The 21,839-nt window shown below is 47.5% G+C and carries 15 protein-coding genes; 3 read left to right on the forward strand and 12 right to left on the reverse strand.

Going from position 1 to position 21,839, the window contains the following annotated elements:
- The first annotated feature begins 245 nt into the window (after window positions 1–245).
- Entirely contained in the window at window positions 246–1,001 is a 756-nt protein-coding gene (locus tag MKZ24_RS00730; RefSeq protein ID WP_197073033.1) for a GNAT family N-acetyltransferase, read from the forward strand.
- 119 nt (window positions 1,002–1,120) lie between these two features.
- Here MKZ24_RS00730 and MKZ24_RS00735 read toward each other — a convergent pair whose 3' ends face one another.
- The 7 genes from MKZ24_RS00735 to MKZ24_RS00765 all read right to left on the reverse strand — a co-directional run bounded on the left by MKZ24_RS00735 (window position 1,121) and on the right by MKZ24_RS00765 (window position 11,708).
- Entirely contained in the window at window positions 1,121–2,284 is a 1,164-nt protein-coding gene (locus MKZ24_RS00735; protein ID WP_042232566.1) for a DUF4317 domain-containing protein, read from the reverse strand.
- Window positions 2,285–2,393: 109 nt separating this feature from the next.
- Window positions 2,394–3,968, reverse strand: a complete 1,575-nt coding sequence (locus tag MKZ24_RS00740) for a GGDEF domain-containing protein (protein WP_042232563.1) — start codon at window positions 3,966–3,968, stop codon at window positions 2,394–2,396.
- A 611-nt stretch (window positions 3,969–4,579) separates the two neighbouring features.
- Complete coding sequence (locus MKZ24_RS00745; RefSeq protein WP_042232562.1) at window positions 4,580–5,494, reverse strand: carbohydrate ABC transporter permease; 915 nt, start codon at window positions 5,492–5,494, stop codon at window positions 4,580–4,582.
- Window positions 5,495–5,511: 17 nt separating this feature from the next.
- Window positions 5,512–6,471: an ABC transporter permease gene (locus MKZ24_RS00750; RefSeq protein ID WP_442950499.1), complete on the reverse strand. Its 960-nt coding sequence runs from the start codon at window positions 6,469–6,471 to the stop codon at window positions 5,512–5,514.
- 115 nt (window positions 6,472–6,586) lie between these two features.
- Window positions 6,587–8,284, reverse strand: a complete 1,698-nt coding sequence (locus tag MKZ24_RS00755) for an ABC transporter substrate-binding protein (protein ID WP_042232560.1) — start codon at window positions 8,282–8,284, stop codon at window positions 6,587–6,589.
- A gap of 118 nt (window positions 8,285–8,402) precedes the next feature.
- Window positions 8,403–10,136 carry a sensor histidine kinase gene (locus tag MKZ24_RS00760; RefSeq protein ID WP_340780990.1) on the reverse strand — a complete coding sequence of 578 codons (1,734 nt, stop codon included), beginning with the start codon at window positions 10,134–10,136 and terminating at the stop codon, window positions 8,403–8,405.
- An 18-nt stretch (window positions 10,137–10,154) separates the two neighbouring features.
- Entirely contained in the window at window positions 10,155–11,708 is a 1,554-nt protein-coding gene (locus MKZ24_RS00765; RefSeq protein ID WP_231637875.1) for a response regulator transcription factor, read from the reverse strand.
- 327 nt (window positions 11,709–12,035) lie between these two features.
- On the opposite strand from MKZ24_RS00765, the gene MKZ24_RS00770 reads away from it, so the two are divergent.
- Window positions 12,036–12,947 (forward strand): SDR family oxidoreductase, encoded by a 912-nt coding sequence (locus MKZ24_RS00770; protein WP_042232558.1) that lies wholly within the window; start codon window positions 12,036–12,038, stop codon window positions 12,945–12,947.
- Window positions 12,948–12,990: 43 nt separating this feature from the next.
- Here MKZ24_RS00770 and MKZ24_RS00775 read toward each other — a convergent pair whose 3' ends face one another.
- The 4 genes from MKZ24_RS00775 to MKZ24_RS00790 form a co-directional block, all read right to left on the reverse strand.
- Window positions 12,991–14,715 (reverse strand): ABC transporter ATP-binding protein, encoded by a 1,725-nt coding sequence (locus tag MKZ24_RS00775; protein WP_042232557.1) that lies wholly within the window; start codon window positions 14,713–14,715, stop codon window positions 12,991–12,993.
- On the reverse strand, window positions 14,712–16,424 hold the full coding sequence (locus MKZ24_RS00780) for an ABC transporter ATP-binding protein (protein ID WP_340780992.1): 1,713 nt from the start codon (window positions 16,422–16,424) through the stop codon (window positions 14,712–14,714). The genes MKZ24_RS00775 and MKZ24_RS00780 overlap by 4 nt, the downstream gene beginning before the upstream one ends.
- Window positions 16,425–16,623: 199 nt before the next feature.
- Window positions 16,624–18,237 carry an ABC transporter permease gene (locus MKZ24_RS00785; RefSeq protein ID WP_340780993.1) on the reverse strand — a complete coding sequence of 538 codons (1,614 nt, stop codon included), beginning with the start codon at window positions 18,235–18,237 and terminating at the stop codon, window positions 16,624–16,626.
- A 23-nt stretch (window positions 18,238–18,260) separates the two neighbouring features.
- Entirely contained in the window at window positions 18,261–19,142 is an 882-nt protein-coding gene (locus MKZ24_RS00790; protein WP_340780994.1) for an ABC transporter ATP-binding protein, read from the reverse strand.
- A 315-nt stretch (window positions 19,143–19,457) separates the two neighbouring features.
- On the opposite strand from MKZ24_RS00790, the gene MKZ24_RS00795 reads away from it, so the two are divergent.
- Entirely contained in the window at window positions 19,458–20,075 is a 618-nt protein-coding gene (locus MKZ24_RS00795) for a TetR/AcrR family transcriptional regulator (RefSeq protein WP_042232551.1), read from the forward strand.
- A 59-nt stretch (window positions 20,076–20,134) separates the two neighbouring features.
- Here the strand turns inward: MKZ24_RS00795 and MKZ24_RS00800 are convergent, their stop codons facing one another.
- Complete coding sequence (locus tag MKZ24_RS00800; protein ID WP_340780997.1) at window positions 20,135–21,823, reverse strand: helix-turn-helix domain-containing protein; 1,689 nt, start codon at window positions 21,821–21,823, stop codon at window positions 20,135–20,137.
- Between the last annotated feature and the right edge of the window lie 16 nt (window positions 21,824–21,839).

Below are 21,839 nucleotides of genomic sequence, written 5' to 3' on the forward strand. Positions count from 1 at the left end.
GACATTTTTCGCAAAAAAGTTAATCATTTAGACAAAAAAATATATCAAAAAGTGATATTAATATATCTTTCGCCCTTGCATTATCATGAGACAATACAAAAAACCTACTCTGTCCACTGAACAGAATAGGCCTGTTTAATTTAAAGTCCGCTGACATTTATTACAGTACTTCTCATCCGTATTCCGTATAATCAAGCAAAATGATAGCGTATACATTACAAAAAAATATGAAATGGGCGATGAATATGGATCACCAAACTATAAGAAGGCATATCGAAGAAAGCGCTACTTTTTATCTGGATATTCTAGGAAAATCTGAACACATGGAGACAGCGCAGCTTCCACATTACACGATCATACGTCCTATAAAGGGACAGCATGGCGGAACGTCCATTTATAATATTCAAATCGATCAGCTGCCAGAATCCGAAGCGCTTCGCGTTGTTCAGGAGATCCAAGACCACAAGGAGCATACCTTCTGGGGGATGTATCCCTCTGAGCGATTGCTTCAGTACTTTGGGGAAGGCGCACATAGACCAGAGCCATTGTCAGAGCCTAATGAGGATGAGGCAGGGATGGCTCTGCTGGTTGCCGACATGCCTGATTATCCAGACATAGCCGAAGGTATTAGCATCAAGAAGGTTAGCAGTGCTGAGGATTTCAAGCTATGGGCGCTATTGAATAATTTTGTCATTCACCAAGGTTATCCGATTATCCATCCCGAGTTTCATTACCCTGTGTGTCAGGAAGGTATTCTTGCATGCTTCAATATATATGATCAAGGAATACTGGCTGGCGTATCCTCCCTTATGAATCATAATGGAATCTTCTCCCTGGAGTTTGTTGCAGTGTCTAGCGCGTTCCGAAGAAGAGGCGTTGCTACCGCTGCAATCATTGCTGCAGCCCAGGATGCTGCCGCCCAAGGTGCTGAGCTTATAACCTTAAGGGCGACGGGACCCATCAAATATCTGCTGCCAAAGCTTGGATTCCGCATTTATTAGTAACTATTCTTACAAATGCAACAAGGGCTATCCCCTGTCTGTAGAGACTTCGGGGATAACCCATTACTTTTCTATCTATATTTTCTATGATAAGTCTATCTGCACACCCAAGATTATTATCATATCTCCGTAAGCAGCGTGAAGCCTTCAATTACGGCATCTTCATCAATCTCAATCATGATGCAGCGTTTCCCCTGATAATTCACCTGTCTCACATACTTCAGATCCTGTGGGCTGACCGTAATCGAAGCTACCTTCGTATCAATCTTGATCGATTTGGATGTGAATTTCGGTATCACACTCGTTGCCTTCATCTCATAATGCTTGTTGTCGACGATGGTTTCAAATGCACGCTCTACCTTGTCCATTGTCACTTCCTCTACACCGCTCGCCTTCAGGACACGCTCCACATCCCGGTAATCGAGCTTCGGCGGTTCTTCCTCATCCTCGTGGTCTTCGATGACCTGGTGAATCTCCTCGTATACCTGCGCAATGGTCGCCACGTCGAGTTGTTCGCCCGTTATTTCCTTCACAATATCCTCGAAGATGGATCTCTCTTCCATGGCTGTCACGGACCGTTCCGCATTGAGCACCTGTTCGATGAAATGCGGGTTCGGATTATTCGAGCTCCCCGTACAATACAGAACACGATTTACATCGGAATAGTTGTCCGTCACACTCGGGTAGAAGAACCCTTGCTCCGGCGTACTTAGCTTGATGATCGGATCGACCATCACGTTGTATTTGAACTCCCGCTCCACGTAATCGAACAGAAGGGTTTTGCGCTGCTGCTCCGTAGAGTTCACACTGCATAGAATGAACGGATGTGAGAACATCTCATCCTTACCGGTCTCTTCGGCTTCGTCATTCCGTGCCTTGGTCGGCCGGAAGTATTGTCCGCGGACAAATGTGATTACCGCATCTTTCTCATACTTGACATCCACCAGCATTTTGTCCACGAGCATCAGCATCAGATCCTGCCATTCCTCCGGATCACCCGTCACCAGACCCTGGTGAAGCATGACCTGGGACGGTTCCTCGGCTTCCTCCAGGAACTTCAGCTCGAACAATTTATGATCCAGCTCTCCGGTCAGCAGCTTCCGGAAATTGCCCATGTACAGCTCCTGCTTCTCGCGGTCCAGCATAGCGAACGGCTGGCGCTCACAATGATAGATCTCATTGGTTTCCTTCATAATATACACGTTCAGAATATCGAACAGATGCAGCTGATCATGGTCCATCTTAAATTGCTTACGTATATGTGCGGCTTCTTTCTTTATCATGTTCTGGGCACAGCTCCTATGAAGTAAATTGGTTTATTCAGTATAAACGATATAAAAACCCTTCGCCAGAAGGGTTTTTATTGCTGGTTCTATTCAGTTGTGTACAAGCTTACAGCAATGTCTCACTTGCCATATCGTCTCTGTCAGTGGGAGCTCCTGGACTTCTTCGCTTCACCTCATACATCCGTTTGTCGGCCTGCCGCAGCAGATCGTCCGATGTCCTGCCGTCTCGCGGGTACAGACTGATGCCGATGCTCATATCAATCTTCAGCTGCTCGCCCCCGTAATCCAGTACAGCCTGTTCGGAGGCTACCTGCAGCCGGCGTTCCAGTTCCGCGGCAGTAAGGCCATCGTGTCCCAAGGGGCAGAATAGCACGAATTCGTCGCCGCCGAAGCGGGCAGCCAGTCCGGATGGCTGGGCCAGCTCACGGATAATGACGGCCACCCGGCATAACACAAGATCCCCAGCCGCATGGCCGTACCGGTCGTTAACTTGCTTGAACCCGTCGAGATCAATCAGCATAATCGCCAGCTCGTCACCGTTACGGTCCGCTTCCGTAAGAGCCTTCTCCAGCTCATCATAGAAATGCCTGCGGTTCGGCAGCTCTGTAAGCGGATCATGATAGGCCATGAACGCGATTTGACGCAAATGCTGATTGCGCGCCCCGATGTCACGAATAAGCAGAACAGCATGGATTTCATGATCCACCGACACGTAATCACCATTAATCATGACCTCGATCATACTGTCTCCGTTACGCAGCACCCTTTCCATCTCGCCGATATCCTCTTGCTCCCTCAGCTTGGCTACGATATCCGCACCGCCCAGATCGGTAAGATTGGCCGTCCCGAGAGCCAGCCGGTCGAACATCTTACCGGCACTCGAATTCGCTTCCTTGATGCTGCCGGGCAGCGAGACGAGCAGTGCTGCCTGGGAGTTGATCTGAAACATCTTCTCGTAGCGTTGTCCCGCATGATTGAGGAACTCGTATTTCTGCATGGATAGACGCAGCACGAAGCACCAGATCAGTCCTCCGTAAATATAGGCATAGGGCGGCATGAATTCCTCGAAGCGGATATAGCCGAACAGTGCTACCCAGACGAACGTAACCCAGGAGCCGTGCTCCAGCAGCTTGAAGATGCCTCCATGCTCCTGGTAAGCCGGATCCGCCGCGCTCCATTTGCGTGCGCTGCGCAACATCACGATGGGGATGAAGCTAAGCAGCAGGCTTGCCGTCAAGGTACCGTAATAAGCCGCGTTGGCCACCGGCCATTTCCAGACTCCTGCGGTAACGAACACCTGGACAGAGGTATACGATTGATGACTGATCAGGCCAGCCGGAATAGCCAGCACCAGTACATGAAACAGGTATGGGTACCAGGGCCGCGGCAGCCGCTTATGCAAGCCAATCAACCGGGCAACGAGGTGAAAGCCGAGCCCGGGAATGAAGATGCCCGCATTGGCGAACCAGAACGCAGCCAGCACAGGACTATATTCAATCGGCAGCATATACCGGATATACTCCTCCAGGAACAGCAGGAAGTAGCACAGGATCGTTGCGCTAACCAGACGATGTTCAATCTTCTTGGGGTTGCGCAGCAGCACGTCCACCCCCATGTAGAAGAAGAAGAGCATCGGCAACCAATAAAACACGATGGGGATCCATACTTGGGTCGGGCTCATTTCTGTTCTCCTCTGCAGTCTGTCAACCCGTTACACCACGGGAATATATTAATTTCAATATATATACCGGCGGGGGATGCCGTCAATAGCAATAGGAATACGAAAGTGGATGTAACCACCATTCTTCTGCCGGCAGATTCTTTTAATACCAGTACTAACAATAACATTGATAATAGCTGCGCCTATCGATTTATCCTCTTCAGATCATTCTCTTGACCTCGGTCCCGTAGGAATGAGGCCTCAGATCGACATCTGAGTCAGGATCCATTTGCCCATTCAACGAATAAACGGATATGGATTCAAATTAAAGATTCCTCACATTTCACATTTACCGACTTCCCTGACCTTGTGAGAACGTACAAAATGGTCCGGAAATTGGTTGGAGACCGGGAATCGGCCGCCCGAATCAGACAATATGTAATGAACTTTATCCTTGATCAGGATGATGTAAGCGTTGATTCCCAAGACTATCTCCTTAGAAAGTTAAGCCCCTATAAGCAAACAAGCGATCTTCAAGAAGAGGCTGGCTGCCGCTCGAAGATCGCTTGTTTATAATGACTCTATTTTACTACGTGAGGGCTGGCCCTGTTGGTAGTCTTTTAGCTTGCACCTTAGCCTTTCACACCACCGACAACCATCCCTTTGACAAAGTACTTCTGCAGGAATGGATACACGATAATAATAGGCACACTGGCCACAATAGTCATCGTTGCACGTACAGAAGTCGGTGTCACGGCGCCCTTGTTGGCTTGTGCGTTAGCAAAGGCATCGGCTGCCGAGCTTGCAGAGGAGGTGTTTGTGGTGGACAGCATTTTCATCAGTTCATACTGCAGGGTACTCAGACCTGGCTTGGAAGAGTTATACAGGAATACGTCGAACCAGGAATTCCACTGATAGACTGCCACAAACAATGAGACTGTAGCAAGGGCCGGAACGGTCAACGGGAGTACAATGCGCGCGAACGTAATGAAGTCCCCAGCGCCGTCAATTTTGGCTGATTCCATTAGCCCTTCAGGCAATGCTTCGATGAAGGAGCGGATGACAATCATATTAAATACGCCGATGATGCCCGGGATGATATAGACCCAGAAGGTATTAAGCATGTCCAGCTCTTTGATCAGCAGGTAGCCCGGAATCAGACCGCCGCTGAAATACATAGTGAAAATAAAAGTGACGGACACAAACTTCTTCAGCTTATATTCCGGGCGGCTTACCGTATAGGCCAGCATCGCAGTACAGAATACAGAGACCACAGTCCCAACAATGGTCCGTGCCGCAGAGATAAACGTGGCATAGAAGATATTGGATTCGCTAAACACATATTCAAAGTTTCGCAGCGTCCATTCCCGCGGCCAAATGTAAATATCCCCCCGGACGGAATCATTCGCATCATTAAACGATAAAGCGAACATATTCAAGAACGGATAGAGGGTGACAATAATCAATAGAATCATGAAGATAAAATTGCATATATCAAAGATCCGGTCACTTACTGAAGAGTTGCGGAATGATTTGGATTGAGTCATAACATGTGTCCTCCTTTCTAGTACAATCTGCTTTCGCCCATACGTTTGGCGATGTTATTGGCTGAGATTAAGAAGATAAAGCTGACCAGCGTCTTGAATATACCCGCTGCGGTGGCAAGCCCGAAGTTGTTCATCTGCATCCCGTATTTCAGTACGAAGATATCCAGATTCTCCGAGAAGTCCAAATTCATACCGTTGCCCAGCAGGTACTGTGCCTCGAACCCGGACTCGAGAATATGGCCCAGATTCATAATTAGAATCAGCACAATAACTGGTTTGATGCCTGGAAGTGTAATGTAGAACATTCTTTGCAGACGGGAAGCCCCGTCAATCTCGGCCGCTTCATATTGGGACGGGTCGATAGAAGTGATGGCCGCCAGATAAATGATGGTGTTCCAGCCGACATTCTTCCAGACCTCTGTTGCTCCGAGAATTCCCCAGAAATATTTGCCGACGCCAAGCCACAGAACCGGATGATCAATGAGCTGCATCTTGAGCAGCAGCACATTGATGATCCCTTCCGGTGCCAGTGCCGTTTGCACGATATTGGATGCAACGACCCAAGAGATGAAGTAAGGCAAGTAACTGATCGTCTGTACCGTGCGCTTGAAGAAAATATTACGCAGCTCATTCAACAGCAGAGCCAGCACAATGGACGTTACAAAACCGAGTACCAGGTTAATGGAGCTCATAACGAGTGTATTGCGCAGCACCCGATAAAACTGTTGCTCCTGAAATAAAAACTTGAAATTGTCCCAACCGACCCACTTCTGGTCGAAGAAATCTTTGGCTGGTTTGAATTTCTGAAAAGCAATGGTCCATCCCCAAAGCGGGAGGTACTTAAATACAAACACCCAGATTAGAAAGGGCAGTGACATCAGCATGAGCATTTTCTGTTTAGATAACTCTTTAAAAAAAGTTGTGAAGCGCGAAGTGCCTGTATTTGATTTTGACAACTGCACAGCGGTTTTCCCCACCTGTACCGTCCCCTTTCCTAGCTCCATATTCTCTCTTTCGTAACAAGGGTAGAAGGGAAAAGTGAAGGCTGGCTTCACTTTTCCCGGTTCATCATGCTATGGAGAAGCGGTCAGCTTACCATTTGCCGTCGATGCGATTCTTCACCTTGTTCGTCATAAATTCCTCGTAGCCTTTAATATCCAATTTATTGTACTCTGCCAAGTATTCATTCCAGACGGCTTCAAATCCTCCCGGTGCGGCAAGCACCATACGAGGGTAGTACTTCTGCTGCAAATCTCCGGATCTCTGGCTGAAGAGCTGCTCAGGGGAACCCGGCTCTTTCTCAATACTCCAGGCAGGGTACCATGGACGTTCCACTGGCTCGGCATAGAATTCAGAGAAGGTCTTATGGTTATAGGCTTTTAGCAGAGTCTGGTCGCCTTCAGTATAGTTGATGGCTGCTACTTCCGGCTGGTTGAACGGAACATGGGCGTTGCCGTCCTCATACAGAGAGTTATCACCATAACGCGGCCATTCGTAATCGAAGTATGCAAAGCCGTACTTGTGCTTGAAATCATTGTCGTTGCGGTTCGTAAGCTGCTCTTCGGACATCACCATACGGCCGTCTGCATTCTTGGAGTAGGTAACGCCTTCCTCACCCCATTGAACCAGCTTCTGATTCTCATCGGTCAGCAGGTTGTCCCAATATTTAATGATGCGTTCGGGATCTTTTGCGCTGACAGAGATGCCGAGGCCACGGTTATTAACGAAGGACGGTGGATCGACATAAGCGTCTGTAATGCTCTCGTCATATACGATAGGGAGTGCTACATAACGAAGATCGTCATTACCGGCAGTCCTCAGGTTGGTAGTGGCATCTGGAATCTGCCATGAATAGCTGGCAAATCCGAGTACACGGCCGGAGGTAAGCTTAGCCAGATACTGGTCTTTGTTCGCGGTGAACGTTTCAGGGTCAACCAGGCCCTTGCCATTCATCTCGTTCAATTTGGCCAGCCAGCGTTTCTCATCCTCAGTCCCCTGATACAGCTTGGCTTCATGGCTCTCCATATCGACCATGACACCGCCCTCATTCGGGTAACCGGCCAGATGCATCGGCTGATTCGTAATGGTGAAGAATTCACCAGCTGTACCGGCGAACGTTACGAAGCCGATGGTGTCTTTTCCGTCAACGGCAGGATACTTCGCCTGATATTTCTCGATCAGATCAAAGTACTGGTCAAGCGTTTTCACTTCAGGATAACCGAATTCCTTAAGGACGCGTCTTTGCATCCAGAAGGTGCTGGTCGGGTCCGGCGGTGACAAGTATCCGTTTACATTAGCAGTGAAGGGAAGGATATAGATGTTGCCATCCTCATTCGTAATTTTGTTCATGTAGTCGCCGTAGACACGTTTGATGTTAGGGCCGTATTTCTCAATCAGATCATTAAGCGGAATAAGTGCCCCTGCATCCAGGAACTTGGCCAGCTCGCCGACCGGAGAGATGACATCAGGATAATCGCCTCCGGCAATCATTACACCGGACTTAGTGCTTGCATCCCCAACCACAAATTCCATCTTCCAATCGACACCCGTTTGCTCCTGAAGAATCTTGCCGATTGTAGTATCACTGGCCATTGTATCCCGGTTGGTCCCAAAGGCGAAGTAATCAAAAGTGACCGGCTCCGTGCTGACCTCGCTGACCTCGCTGTTCTTTCCACCGGACTCATTCTCATTGTTCTTGGTTCCTGTATTGCCGTTCGAGCAGCCGACAATAAGGAGAGCCGAAGCCATGACAACGGCCAGGCCGGTTTGCAACCATTTCTTTGTACGCATTGCATAATCCCCCTTTATGGTGATTTGTCTTGTAAACATTTTCATTATAAAAGAAAGCGCTTAATTTCGTTATATGGCAAACCTTAGATCGGTCTTTGAATAATAAAGAAAACAAAACTTATATTTTGTCGAAAGGTAGCCGCAGCAGGACACGTGTTCCTCCTCCAGACTCGCTGTCGATGGTGAAATTGAACGATTCACCATAGTAAATTCTCAGTCGTGTAATGACATTTTTCATGCCGATCGAATCACCCATGGCTGACTCCGCCTCAAAATAATGATGAAGCTCAATAATCTTCTCCTGATCCATCCCCTTGCCATTATCCACGATAACGAAGACGAGTTGACCGTTCTCCTGTGCGATCTGAATGTTGATATATCCGATGCCTGCTATATTTTCAATGCCATGAATACTTGCGTTCTCCACAAATGGAAGAAAAGCCATCTTCGGTATTTCAATGTCCAGCAAGGATTGATCCACCTCGATGTGATAGTCGAGCTTGCTGTCAAAACGGTATTTCTGAATCTCCAGGAAGCTCTCGATTAGCTCAAGCTCCTCACGGATGGTCACGAAGCTGCTCTTCCACTGGATCGATTTGCGGAAGATCTTAGCCATATTCTGAATCGTCCGGGCCGTTTGGGTCTCGCCCTTCATCAGGCTCCGCATTCGGATCGTCTCCAGTGCATTGAACAAAAAGTGTGGGTTAATCTGACTGTGAAGCGCATGCAGCTGTGCCTGACGCTGACGCAGCTCCAGTTCTTTCTTCTGTATTTCCGCTACATATACATCATTGATCAGGTTCTCGATCCGTATGCTCATCCGGTTAAACTCCACGGCAAGCTCACCGACCTCATCCCGTTCCCGGTGATACGGAATCAACTCGAAATTATTGCCCTTTACCGACTTCATGTGCTTCAGAATGCTCTTTATGCGTGTATGGATCGAACGGGAGATGATTAGGATGACGAGAGTAGGCACAATGAAGTTTATCCCCGCAAACCAAAGGATAAATTGCCCTGATTGTCTGACATCAGACAAAATGATCTCTTCATCCAAAACCCCGTATACCGACCATCCACCCAAATAACGATTATTCTGATAGGTCTTGCCGATTACGATTGCCTTATCCGGTCTGGGGATCTCACCCAGGGCTATGGTCCGTCCTTGTGTGATCAGCTCGCTCGGCTGTCCGCTCGAGAGACGTCCGAAGCGCGCTTGACCAGAGGGGTCCAGAATGTAGAAGTCGCCGCTAAAGCTGGACAAATCCAGAATTTGTTTAATATGATTCATATTCAGATCGATTTTAAGCACATGCTCATAGGTATCGAACCGGCTTTCGGTGAGTCTTTGAATCACGCTGATGCTCTCCGGTGTTACAAAGAGATGCGGATGTGTGTTATTGATCTGGTTATACCAGTCCTTATTCCGCATTTCAGCTTCAAGTCTTATGATATTTCCCGAGGCAAGCACGGTGGGATTGTCGGTCATAATAACGGAGGAGCTGATTATTTTATTCTCCGTGTCGGTACGATTGAACAGATTCGATATAGCATTCAGCGACTCCACATAACGGTCATTAGACACATAGGTGGTGTTTAAATGCTGGAGGAGCTGCCTGTCTATAGAATAGAGGTAGGATATGCCTGCCGCATCCTCAATAACCGTCCTAAGTTCAGCTTGTAAAAGGGTCATTGCCTGTTCAGCGTCCGCTGTCTTCTGATTCTTGATATTCACGGTGGTTACCTGGTAGAACATCACATTGGTCAATATAATTGGGATGAACACGCATACAATGTAGATTACGATCAGCTTGCTTCGAAGCTTCATATGATGCAGGCGAATGTTGAACACAGAAGAGAGCCTCCTTATTTACTGCCCGATCATCCTATTGCGATAATCGGTTGGCGTCATATTCTCCAGCTTTTCAAACTGGGTGGCAAAGTAATCAGCGTTCTGGAAGCCGACCTGCTCAGCGATTTCGTACATGCGTTTCTTCGTTTGCCGCAGCAGCCGCTTGGCCTCTTCGATACGCAGCGATAACAGATATTCGTTGAAATACGTACCGTAAGTTTTACGGAACAGCTGTCCGAGGTAGATCGGATTCATATCGAAATCGGCAGCAATCCCTTTCAAATAGATGTTTTCTCTGTAATGCCCATCAATATATTTTTTGATTTTTTCAATATTGCCTTCGCTCTTACCGCTGCGTTTCTCGGTAATATATTCAGCGGCCTCCCCCACAAAATGCAGGAAAACCTGCTTCAGCTGATTCAGATTGCGGTATTTCACCTGCCAGTTGAGCAGTTCGTCCGTCCAATAGAGATCGTTCTCGTCCCCTTCGAGCTGCCGGATAATGTTAATAATGGAAATCATGCTTCGCCTGATGGTGTTCGAAACCGCCCCGGGAGCAAAATAACGTTCCTGAAACACGTTGAAAATAGTATTAACAACGGAGCTATAGCCTTGTTTGCTGTTGGCTTCGACCTCATAAATGAGCTTGCTGTGCAGTCCTTCTTCAATATCAAAATAATATAAGGGCTGCTCTAGCAGCTCACCTGCCATAAAGATGCCTTGGAAGCCAGCGACAAAACGGTAATTCAGGCATTTCTCGGCACTGGAGGCGGACACATCGATCTGCTTCAGCTGACTTGCTTTATGGCCTATAAACAAAGCAAGGGTCGTTTCAAGCTCTCTCTCCAGCGCATCCAGCATGTTGACATAGTTCCTCTGGTCAGGCACATTCCGCTCATACATCCAGAGTTCAGGTACAATGATCCCATATTGATTATTCGCACGTACATGAATGAGCAAGGTCTGTAGCTCTTTATGAAAATAACGCTGCAGCGATGCCTTCAATGCGGGCATATAGTCCTTTTCGCCATGAGGAAGCTTGTCCTGCATTTCTGCGATGACATACGTATAGGAAGAGGCGAGCGGAAGCTCCAGGGCATAGGCAATCCTCCCCATAACCTCATCATCAGGTTCCGTCTGCAGTAAGCTCTCGATGACAGTTTCGACAAGCGGCTTCTCTCTCGTTATTGATAAAAGCTGCTTCTGATTCAGGGTATGGGCTATCTTTTTCAAAGCAGCAGCAAGCTCCTGCTCATCAACCGGCTTGAGGATATACTCTGAAACATTGTAGCTTAAAGCTTGCTGAGCATACGAGAAATCAGGATATCCGCTTAATATAATGAACAGCGGCTGATGCTCCTTTTCCGTTTGCACCTTCCGGATCAGCTCCAGACCATCAAGCACAGGCATGCGTATATCCACAATGACCAGCTCCGGGGTTAGTTCTTCAATAAGAGCAAGCGCTTGCTCTCCATTCTCAGCTTCACCGCAGATTTCAAATTCCAGCGAACATTCATTCATGATCGTAATCAAGCCTTTTCGCACAAAAATTTCGTCATCCACAATCAGCACCTTATACAATACCCTTCCTCCTTCGATTTCATCTGGTTGTGTATTCATTTATTATGAAATGCATATATATTCTAGCTAATAATTCAAAAAAGCCTCGGCCTGTGACCTTCCCTTCCATTATGGAAGACACAGCTTCACAAGCCAAGACATTTTCATTCACGAGGGTGGCCGTCAGGCCATGTTAGTTGGGGACAGCCTCTTTATTGAAACAGGTTATTGCCGGTAATATCATTGTCAGCAGCAACGAAAACTAAACTATATATGACAATAGATGTCATTCCTATACTCTATAATGAAGCTGTATTCAACAAAGGAGGTAATCACGGAATGAGGAGTTTACAAGGGAAAATTGCTTTAGTAGCCGGAGCTACCAGGGGAGCTGGCCGGGGGATTGCTACCGAGCTAGGGGCAGCTGGCGCAACGGTATATGTGACAGGAAGATCAACGCTAGCCCAACGCTCCGAATATGACCGTCCTGAAACCATAGAAGAAACGGCTGAGCTCGTCACCAGGGCTGGCGGTCATGGAATCCCGGTTCAAGTCGATCATCTGGATCCTGTCCAGGTAGAGACATTGGTGAATCGCATTGAAGAGGAGCAAGGGAGGCTCGACATTCTCGTGAATGATATCTGGGGCGCGGAGAAGATCATCGAATGGAATGTCCCGTTGTGGGAGCATTCCCTAGAGAAGGGTCTGCGGATGTTACGGCTCGCTATTGACACCCACCTCATTACAAGCCATTTCGCGCTCCCTCTTCTGATTAAGAATAAGAATGGTCTGATTGTTGAGATGACGGATGGAATCGCTGAATATAATGCCACAAATTACCGGGTATCGATGTTCTATGATCAGGCCAAAACCTCCGTGACCCGCATGGCCTGGGCTCTTGCCCAGGAGCTTAAGCCTTATGGCTGTACAGCGGTAGCGCTCACGCCAGGCTGGCTCCGTTCAGAAATGATGCTCGAACACTATGGGGTACAAGAAGATAACTGGCGGGATGCTGCTGCCAATGAGCCTCACTTCATCATCTCGGAATCCCCACGTTATGTAGGCCGGGCCGTCGCTGCTCTTGCTCAAGACCCCGAATTATCCAGATGGAACGGACGGTCCCTTTCAAGTGGGGAGCTGGCGCAAGTCTACGGGTACACAGACCTCGACGGCTCGCAGCCGGATTGCTGGCGTTATATGGTCGAGGTCGTAGATGCCGGTAAACCGGCGGATGCTGAAGGTTACAGATAAAATGCAAAAACCCGGGCGCTGAAGGCGTCTGGGTCTCCTTAGATCAACCTGCCCTATACTGATTCTGAAACAGCAAATCATAAGCTTCGTTCCGGTTAAACAGGTTCTCATGGGTATCGAAGGCTGCGACCCTGCCGGCTTGCAGAACCATTACTTTGTCGCAGTCCAGAATGGAAGATAGACGGTGAGCAATGGAGATCATGGTTTTCCCTGAGGAAAGGGACTTGAGTTCTGCAATGATGTCACTCTCGTTCTCGCTGTCCAGCGCACTTGTGCTTTCGTCAAAAATAATGATGTCCCTGTCCTGTAACAAAGCACGCGCAATCGATAACCGCTGCCTCTGGCCTCCGGAGAGCTTCACACCCTTTTCTCCAATGATCGTATCCAATTGATCCGGCAAGGTGACAATGAAATCATATATACTCGCCCTGCGGCAGCACTCTATCAATTCCGTGTCGGTTGCCCCGGCCTTGGCCAGCAACAGGTTGTCTCTGATCGACATATTGAACAGGACGGGTTCCTGCACAACAATACTCACTTTATCGGACACACTCTCACTGTTCACCGAAGAGATATCTGTGCCGCCAATGCTTACCGTTCCCTCTTGCGGTTCCAGCTGCCCTGTCAGCAGCTTGGCGATGGTGGATTTGCCGCTGCCGCTTTGACCAACGATCGCCAGATGCTCCCCCTTACCCACAGAGAATGATATACTCTCAAGCGCAAATGAATCGTTCCCCTCATAGGTGAATTTCAGCTGGTCAACATTGATATCTGTTCCTTCAATCTTCTTATAAGGCTTCTTAGCTGCTTCTATATTTAGAATCCCGATCACTTTACCGATACTCACCGAGTCATTCTTGAAGTTCATCATGGAATTACTAATGTTCTCGATGTATCCGAAGAACTGCCCGTAAAAGCTGATAAACACAAGCAGCACACCAACCTCCGAGTAGCCTTTAATGACAAATAATCCGCCGATAAAATAGATGAACAGCTGGGTAATGAAGTTTTTGGTGAAGAACGAATAGGTAATCCCCAGGTGCATATAGAGCTGGTTAAGAAACCACACATGCCTGATCTTCTTGTAATGTCCGTTTAGCTCAGCCAATTGGGTGTCTTCAAGATTATTGGTTTTGATATCCTTCCAGTTTTGAAAATTGGAGTGTAAAAAGGATTCATATTGAATCTGCAGCTTCCAGAGCTCCTCTCCGGTATGCTTCGCTTTCCCTCCCAGAAAATTAACCGTTACCAAAGAGACCGGAACAAAAATAAAACTAATGAGTGCGATCCGCCAGTCATAACACAGTAAAATCACTGCCAGTGCAAAAGCGTAAACAACAGCGTAGATAAAATCTAAGACATGCGTCTCGAAAAATTTTCCGGCAATTGTTGAATCGTTCTCAATCCGGCTTCTAACATCGCCAATACTATATTGGCTATAGTCAGCGTTATCGAGGCTGATGAGCTTTTTGAGCAGCTTATTCTTGATTCTCAGATCATATTTCAGGATTAACTGGTTGGAAAACTGCTTACTGACGGCAATCCCGGTTGTAGTAAGCAGGAAAACCACCAGATACCCGCCGATGATTAGCCAAAGCTCATTCAACTGCTTATCTACCAAAACGCGGTTAACCAATAACGAGTACAAGAACAGGGGGATCAGCCCGAATACTAAGCTCCATATCTTGAACATCCCCAGCGCAAGGAGCGGTTTTCGGATACCGTCTATATCCCGGGTTAAGGCCTTATAGGTGTCCCATCGTTTCATACTGCTTCCCCTCCTGCATACTGTTCACTGAATAAGTCTATGTATGTTGGATTGCTCGTAATCAGTACGTCGTGAGTATCGTAGCCTTTGACAACACCGTCTGCTAACACCGCGATTCTATCACAGCTCTGGATGGTGGAGAACCGGTGGGCGATGATGATCAGCGTCCGGTCCTGCGAAAGCTCACGCATTACTTTCCGGATCAGCGCTTCGTTCCGGCTGTCGAGGAAGGATGTAGCTTCGTCGAAGATCAGAATCCTCGGATTCTTGACTAATATCCTGGCGATTGCCAGACGCTGCTTCTGCCCGCCGGATAATTCCTGCCCGCCCGTCCCCAGCAGAGTGTCCAGCCCATCCGGGAAGGTCATGACCACATCATACAGAGCAGCTTTTTTAATCGCTTCCATTAAGGCTTCATCATTGTCCTTGCTGTTTGTAAATGAAAGATTGTAACGCAGGGTCTGATCATACAGAATCGTCTCCTGATGGACAATCCCCACCTGGCTCCGCAAGCTATGCAGGTTATAGTCATTAACATTCACACCGTCGATCAGAAGCTCGCCCCTGTCCACGTGATATAGATTGTAGAGCAGGTTGCCCATCGTTGTTTTACCCGCGCCGCTCCTACCGACAATACCGATCGTACTGCCTGCATCGACGCAGAGATTGAACCCGTTCAGAACCTGTCTGTCTTCGCTGTATCCAAAGGTGACATTATTAAATTCAATCATGCCCTCTTTTATACGCTGCGGAGGCTGGTTTTCCTGGTAATCCTCTTCCTCCTCATTCAGAATATCCACGACTCGCTGCAGGGAGACGATTTGCCCCCAGACATCGGTAATTTTGCCGTTAATGGAGCTGAAGTAATTCACGGCCATATTGAAATAGCTGATGGCGGCTACAAAGACGCCAAGCTGCATTTGGCCTTTCACAATGAAATAGGCGCAGATCATAAATATGAGCAATTGTGCGGCAAGCGTGATGAATGCATTCACCCTTTCTGTGGTCACTTCGATTCTTCCGTTTTCCACATTCATTTTATTAATGGCAGCCGTTTTGCTTAGATAAGTGTTTGTTACCTTTTTACCTGCGCTAAGGATTTTGACGTCCTGCAGATTCTTCACAATTTCGAATACATACGAGGATAGCTTCCCCTGCTCCGCCCGAAGCTTCTTGTTGACCTGTTGCGCTCTGGTCTTGAAAACTTTCGAGGCGAGAAACACGGTGGGAACCAGAACGACTGTAAACGCACCCAGCAGTACATTGTAGTAAAACATAAAACAGACAGCGAATAGGATATGCAGCAAGTTGGAGTATCCCCACAGTCCGCTCCAGAAGACGAGATTCATAATATCCGTAGCATCGTGGTTCATCCGGCTGATTAGATCCCCGCTGTACATCCCGGAGAGGTCTTTGCCTTTTTTATGTAATATCTTGTTGAACAGAGCCCGCCGGATATCGAAGACAAACCCCGTCATCAGCTGTGACGAAATAAGATTGTTTAGCGTCGCAACGACAAACTGATTGAACACGAGTATACCGGCATAGATCAGACATAGATTCAAGAAGGCACTCATGTCTTTATCATAAAAAGCGATATTGATCATCTTACCGCCCAGGAACGGATAAATCAGGTTGACCATCGTCATCAATGTTGTGATCAGGAACCCGCATAGAAAAACCCATTTGTGCATCCGCATAAATTTCATGACCCATCGCCTTTTTGTCATAGACCCACGCAGCCCCTTCCATATATTCACAAAAGGTATTGTAGCACAAATGTTCGTATATGCGAATGATGATTTCCATTGCGGAACCATGACCGATTGACTAAAGATGTACCACGCAAAAAAAAAGACACGAGTCCATTCGTGTCTTTTAGCTTTGAATTCCTGTAGCGGTAAGCGGTTAAGCCCCTTCAACCATATCCCGTTTGCGGTATCCCATATAGCCCAATCCCATTAAGGCCATGCTAATCACTGTCATCGTAATAAAGACTACTCCATCAAACTTATCTACCGGCATCCGCGGAATCCAACTTTGAACGGCTGTACTAGAGAACCATTCCGGTAAATCCAGAATCCCGCCAAAGTAGTTCAAGGCGAAAGAATAACCAAGATAGGCATAAATAGCTTTGCCCAGTTTTGGTGCCCAGCCTAAAGTCAAAGCTGCTAGTCCGGTAAAGAACAACACAGACGGCAGGAAGTTATAGCCTGCAGCCAAGAAGTCCACTATATTCATGGATGAGCTGTCACCCATTGCAGAAATCGCTGTGCCCCCAAGACCGGCTGAAGCCAGCAGAACGCCCACTAATCCAGCAATAATTGCCATAATGACACTCGTCCAATAGAGCTGAGCCCGGGTCACTTTGGTTGAATATATCTGGCTCAAATGCAGTCGTGATTCTTCCGCAAACAGTTTATTAACGATGGCAATGGGTAAAATAGAAACCATTCCAATCATTACCATCATAATTGTTCCAGTAAACGATGCTTCGATTGAAACTCCTGCTATCGTAAACATTTGACTCATCATTTCATTGCTACTAAGGAAGGTCTGCATATCTCCATAAATCGAACCATAGGCGGCACCCATAATTACAAAGGCAATCAGCCAGCTAATGATAATGCCTTTGTTAAGCTTCATAAACAAGCCGGGTACGGACAACAATGACTTTTTTGCTGCCTCACGCCCTTCTCTTTCCGGTAAATATCCAGCCCCCATATCCCGGCCGCCCTCAAGGGCAAAAGCAAGAATCAATACAATGACACTGAAGGCTACGGCCAGAATTAGGGGAACCCAATTGTTGTCTGTAAATGGATAAGTCAGATAGGTCCAACCCATAGGATTGATCATTGAGAATTCAACATTCGATACATCCGTACCCGCACGAATAATGTAGAGTAGACCTACAATTCCCAGCGAAGAACCCGTTGCTCCGGAGGAGGTGGGCATAATTTGTGCCATAACTAATGCAATCACAGCTCCCAAAATACCAGCGATCCCGATGGATGCCCCAAACAAGAAGGATCCCCCGGCCGAAATCGTATCTGCACCAAAGCTAGTCATAACCCCGCCAATAAGGAGTGCCAATACAATATTGATAAGCACTACTTCGGCAATCACAGCAAACGAGTTAGCTTGACGGCCTACTTGAAAGGAGCGCACCAGTTCAGTAAGTCCGTACTCTTCTTCTTTACGGGTATGGCTCACAACATGCAAGGCAGCTATAATCATCGCAAACAAACCGCAGAATAACAACATTTCGTGCGCATACATTGCACCCAAGGTATAACCCGCTGCGGTATCAACCGGTGTCGGCCCAACCATTGAGATCATGGCGGGATTCTGCAAGGTCTCATACATCCCCTGCAAACCTTGCCCCTTGCCGATTTCTTCAAACGCCGGAACATAACCTGCTGAAAATAAACCCAGGCCTATAATCCAGATCATTATTTTTTTCCAATCACGTTTCAGATATAGCATGAATAGTACATTCCAGCGTGCAAATTTTTCTTTCATCGCATGTTCCTCCGTTCCAACTCTTAGACTTCATAATGCCGCATGAATAAGTCTTCCAGCGTTGGCGGTACAGCTTCAAACCTCTTCACACCCAATGTTGCCGCTCTAGTCAATATGTCATTGATATATTCATTATCCGCAGAGAATGTCGCCTGATTGCCTGTATGCTTAAAGTCATGGACACCGTTAACTGATGCCATCTCAACTACATCCCCCTCGGTTACGAGAGTCACTGTAGAACGGGTCAGGTGACGCAATTCATCCAATGTCCCGGTTTCAACAACCTTTCCTTGACGAATGATAACTACCTTATCTGCTAAACGTTCCACTTCACTCAAAATATGAGAGGATAATAAGATTGCTTTCCCTGTATGCTTAATTTTCTCAACCTCATCTTGGAAGACCGCTTCCATCAACGGGTCAAGACCAGAAGTCGGTTCATCGAAAATATACAAATCGGAGTCAACGGATAAAGCCGCAATCAAGCCAACCTTTTGCCGGTTCCCTTTTGAATAGCCTTTAGCCTTCTTCTTAGGATCGAGTTCAAAACGTTGAATCAAATAATCACGCTTCTCCTTGTCTCCTCCACCATGTAGCTTAATAAACAGATCAATAATTTCGCCGCCTGTTAAGGTGCCCCACAGAGCCACATCCCCTGGAACATAGGATATCCGCTTATGAATCTCCAGGCTATCCTTCCATACATCCTTGCCAAAGATCTTCACATCCCCGGCATCACGATTGATAATTCCCAGCAAAGTCCGAATCGTTGTTGACTTACCTGCGCCATTCGGCCCAATAAAGCCTACAACCTCCCCGGCATTTACTGTGAACGTCACATCATGCAGCGCCTTAAATTTCCCGAACTTTTTTTGCAGGCCTTGCACATTCACAATTTTATCCATAGCACTAAAACTCCTTTTAAACAGTTTTAGTAACGTGCTTTCCAGTCTAAAGCAAAGTTTCAGATTAATATGAACTATTAACAGCATTAAAGTTCATAATTTTCTAATTTACCCTTTGTTTTAAACCAAAGTTCATTTACATATTCAGTTATATCTCTTTTTATAGACCTAGTCAATTTAAAAATCGTTAGTTTAGAACTATTGAATGCTTGATAACCCATAACTATGGATATATAATATATAGGAAAGAAAAATATGAACTGAATCACCTCAAAACATTTTTTACTTACTTCAGATAGAAGGCAGGAATGATAAATGAATGGTTTCGAAAAGAGGACACAGGAGAAGAAAAATCAAGTATTAGAAGCAACCTTTAACTTAATGAATACAGATGCCGGTATAGAAAAAGTAACAATGGATGAGATTGCTGAAAATTCCAACGTTGGAAAAACAACGATTTTTAAATATTTCGGGAGTAAAGAAAATCTGATCCATGAGGTTTTTAAGTATTTTTTGAATAAAATGGGGGAAGTCGCCCGGGGAATCATGGCCGAAAATAAACCCTTCGAAGAGACCCTCATTGCCATGAGTCAAAACAAAATCCATTATCTGGACAAAATCAACAAAAAGTTTTATTTAGACCTGATGGATTACTTCACCAAGAAGGGGGATGATGGCTTATCTTTGCTGATGCAGCAATACGCTAAGGAGAGCTTTAATATCATGCTGGATTTATTCCACCGCGGACGTAAGGAAGGCAAGGTTGATCTGAAATATTCAGATGAATTTCTTTTGATTTATTTCCAGGCCTTAGTTGAAGGGATCTCCAGCCCTCATATCTACGACAAGATCATTCCTTATACCGCCCAATGGACGGAATTGATGATTAAAGGTATTGCACCAAGTCCCCCGTCCGGGTCAGCCTATAAATAAGACAAACCGCCAATCGGTATAATTAAAAACGCCGCTCAATTAAGAACTATTGGCACCGCTCAGGCCAGCAAGGCGCGGGCTACCTGGTCCACAATGCAATTGATGCCTGTCGGTCCATAGCAGCCGATCCATGTAGCGGCATCCACCGGGTATATATGCTGCCGTTCATCTGCATCCAGCAATCCCCGGACGTTCTGCTCGGTCACAGCTATGTCATCCTGCAGCATCTCGTTGCTTAGCCAAAAGTAGTGGCTGGCATGCACAGCCGGTAGCCTATCGACGGAAATATGATACGCCGTGTCGGAGGTATCTGCGACAAATAGCGGAGCAGGCAGACCCAGGTCCCGGTACAGCACGGCGCCCGTGCGGTGCGAAGCCGTATGTACCCGGACCAGTGACTCCCGCGGGCGGATCAGAGCCACGCTTTTGCCTGCCAGCACCGGGGCAAGCTCTTCTGAGAGCAATGCCGTGCGGCGAAGGTAATCGGCAATAATACGTTCCGCCTCGGCCCGCTTGCCCGTCAGTTCACCAAGCAGGCTCAGAATCGTCTGCCAGCTCTCATTGCGCCGAAACATGATAGTGGGAGCAATCCGGCTTAAGCGTTCATAATGCTGATCGTGCACCTCAGTACAGATAATCAAATCCGGCTGCAGCCGTTCCACAGCCTGCAGGTCCGGATACTCGTAGGTTCCGAGCATTTCCGTTGCCTTAAGCCTTTCCCTGATATATTGGGGGAATTTCAACACTGCACCGCCCAATCCTACACTTCCTGCGGGTGACAGCTCAAGGGCAAGCAAATGATCAGCATATTGGACATCGAGTACAGCGATACGCTGCGGAGAAGCAGTGACACAATATGTGCCCCGCATATGACCAATCACCGGGTCCTGCAGCCCGGAATAAGCAGTGCCCGCACCGGGCACCGAAGCAGCAGTCCGCCTGTAGACCTGCGGGGGGACTCCATAATATTTCTTGAACGCCCTGCTGAAGTAATACATGTCGCGGTAGCCTGTTCTTTCAGCGATTTCGCCGATAGGAGCATCCGTATGACGCAGCATCCGCTCTGCGCTCTCCATCCGCAGCCGGATCACATATTCCATCGGGCCGAGCAGCTTCTCCTGCTTGAACTTCCGCTGCAGCTGTCTTGCACCGCATCCGGCAAGCGCAGCCAGCTCTTTAAGCTCCAGCACCTGACGATAATGCCCCGCTATATAGGCAGCAACAACCTCCACCATGTCCGGCTCCCCGCCGCCCTGACCGCGTTCATGCTCCATAATAAGCTCGTACAGCATTCCTTGCAGTAGCGCATTGGCATGGAACCGTTCCAGCCCTTCTCCCCGGCTCCATTTGGCTGCGAGCTTGTCTGCTGTCTGATGCAGTTCTGCCGGATGCGCGGGATGATGAACAAACGAAGTGCGCAGCGGGTGGCTCTGCTGCGGGAACAGTACACGGGCCGCTCCCGCCATTGGAACAGCCTTGTAGATAATAACGGTATAATTAATGTTCTCCGGTCCGGCAGTCATCGTAAATGCCGACCCCTTAACAGCGTGGCAGACAAAAGAGGCCTGGATATGGCGAACCTCGCCATTCATCACAAGCCTCCCTTCCCCGCCGCCTGCCAGTAACAACAGATTGGCTGACAATTTCGTTTCGCTCAGAACACCGCCGGGCGGCAAAGTACCGCTGCGTACGTCAAGCGTCTTGATTGCCGTATCACTCCATAAACTTGCCTGCTCCTGCAGCGGCATTTCTCTCATCTCCTGA

Source organism: Paenibacillus sp. FSL R7-0297, assembly GCF_038009025.1.
GTDB lineage: Bacteria > Bacillota > Bacilli > Paenibacillales > Paenibacillaceae > Paenibacillus_AQ.

Coding starts and splice junctions, on each gene's coding strand:
- MKZ24_RS00730 (WP_197073033.1), top strand. CDS start 246: ATGGATCACCAAACTATAAGAAGGCATATCGAAGAAAGCGCTACTTTT.
- MKZ24_RS00735 (WP_042232566.1), bottom strand. CDS start 2,284: ATGATAAAGAAAGAAGCCGCACATATACGTAAGCAATTTAAGATGGAC.
- MKZ24_RS00740 (WP_042232563.1), bottom strand. CDS start 3,968: ATGAGCCCGACCCAAGTATGGATCCCCATCGTGTTTTATTGGTTGCCG.
- MKZ24_RS00745 (WP_042232562.1), bottom strand. CDS start 5,494: ATGACTCAATCCAAATCATTCCGCAACTCTTCAGTAAGTGACCGGATC.
- MKZ24_RS00755 (WP_042232560.1), bottom strand. CDS start 8,284: ATGCGTACAAAGAAATGGTTGCAAACCGGCCTGGCCGTTGTCATGGCT.
- MKZ24_RS00770 (WP_042232558.1), top strand. CDS start 12,036: ATGAGGAGTTTACAAGGGAAAATTGCTTTAGTAGCCGGAGCTACCAGG.
- MKZ24_RS00775 (WP_042232557.1), bottom strand. CDS start 14,715: ATGAAACGATGGGACACCTATAAGGCCTTAACCCGGGATATAGACGGT.
- MKZ24_RS00780 (WP_340780992.1), bottom strand. CDS start 16,424: ATGAAATTTATGCGGATGCACAAATGGGTTTTTCTATGCGGGTTCCTG.
- MKZ24_RS00785 (WP_340780993.1), bottom strand. CDS start 18,237: ATGAAAGAAAAATTTGCACGCTGGAATGTACTATTCATGCTATATCTG.
- MKZ24_RS00790 (WP_340780994.1), bottom strand. CDS start 19,142: ATGGATAAAATTGTGAATGTGCAAGGCCTGCAAAAAAAGTTCGGGAAA.
- MKZ24_RS00795 (WP_042232551.1), top strand. CDS start 19,458: ATGAATGGTTTCGAAAAGAGGACACAGGAGAAGAAAAATCAAGTATTA.
- MKZ24_RS00800 (WP_340780997.1), bottom strand. CDS start 21,823: ATGCCGCTGCAGGAGCAGGCAAGTTTATGGAGTGATACGGCAATCAAG.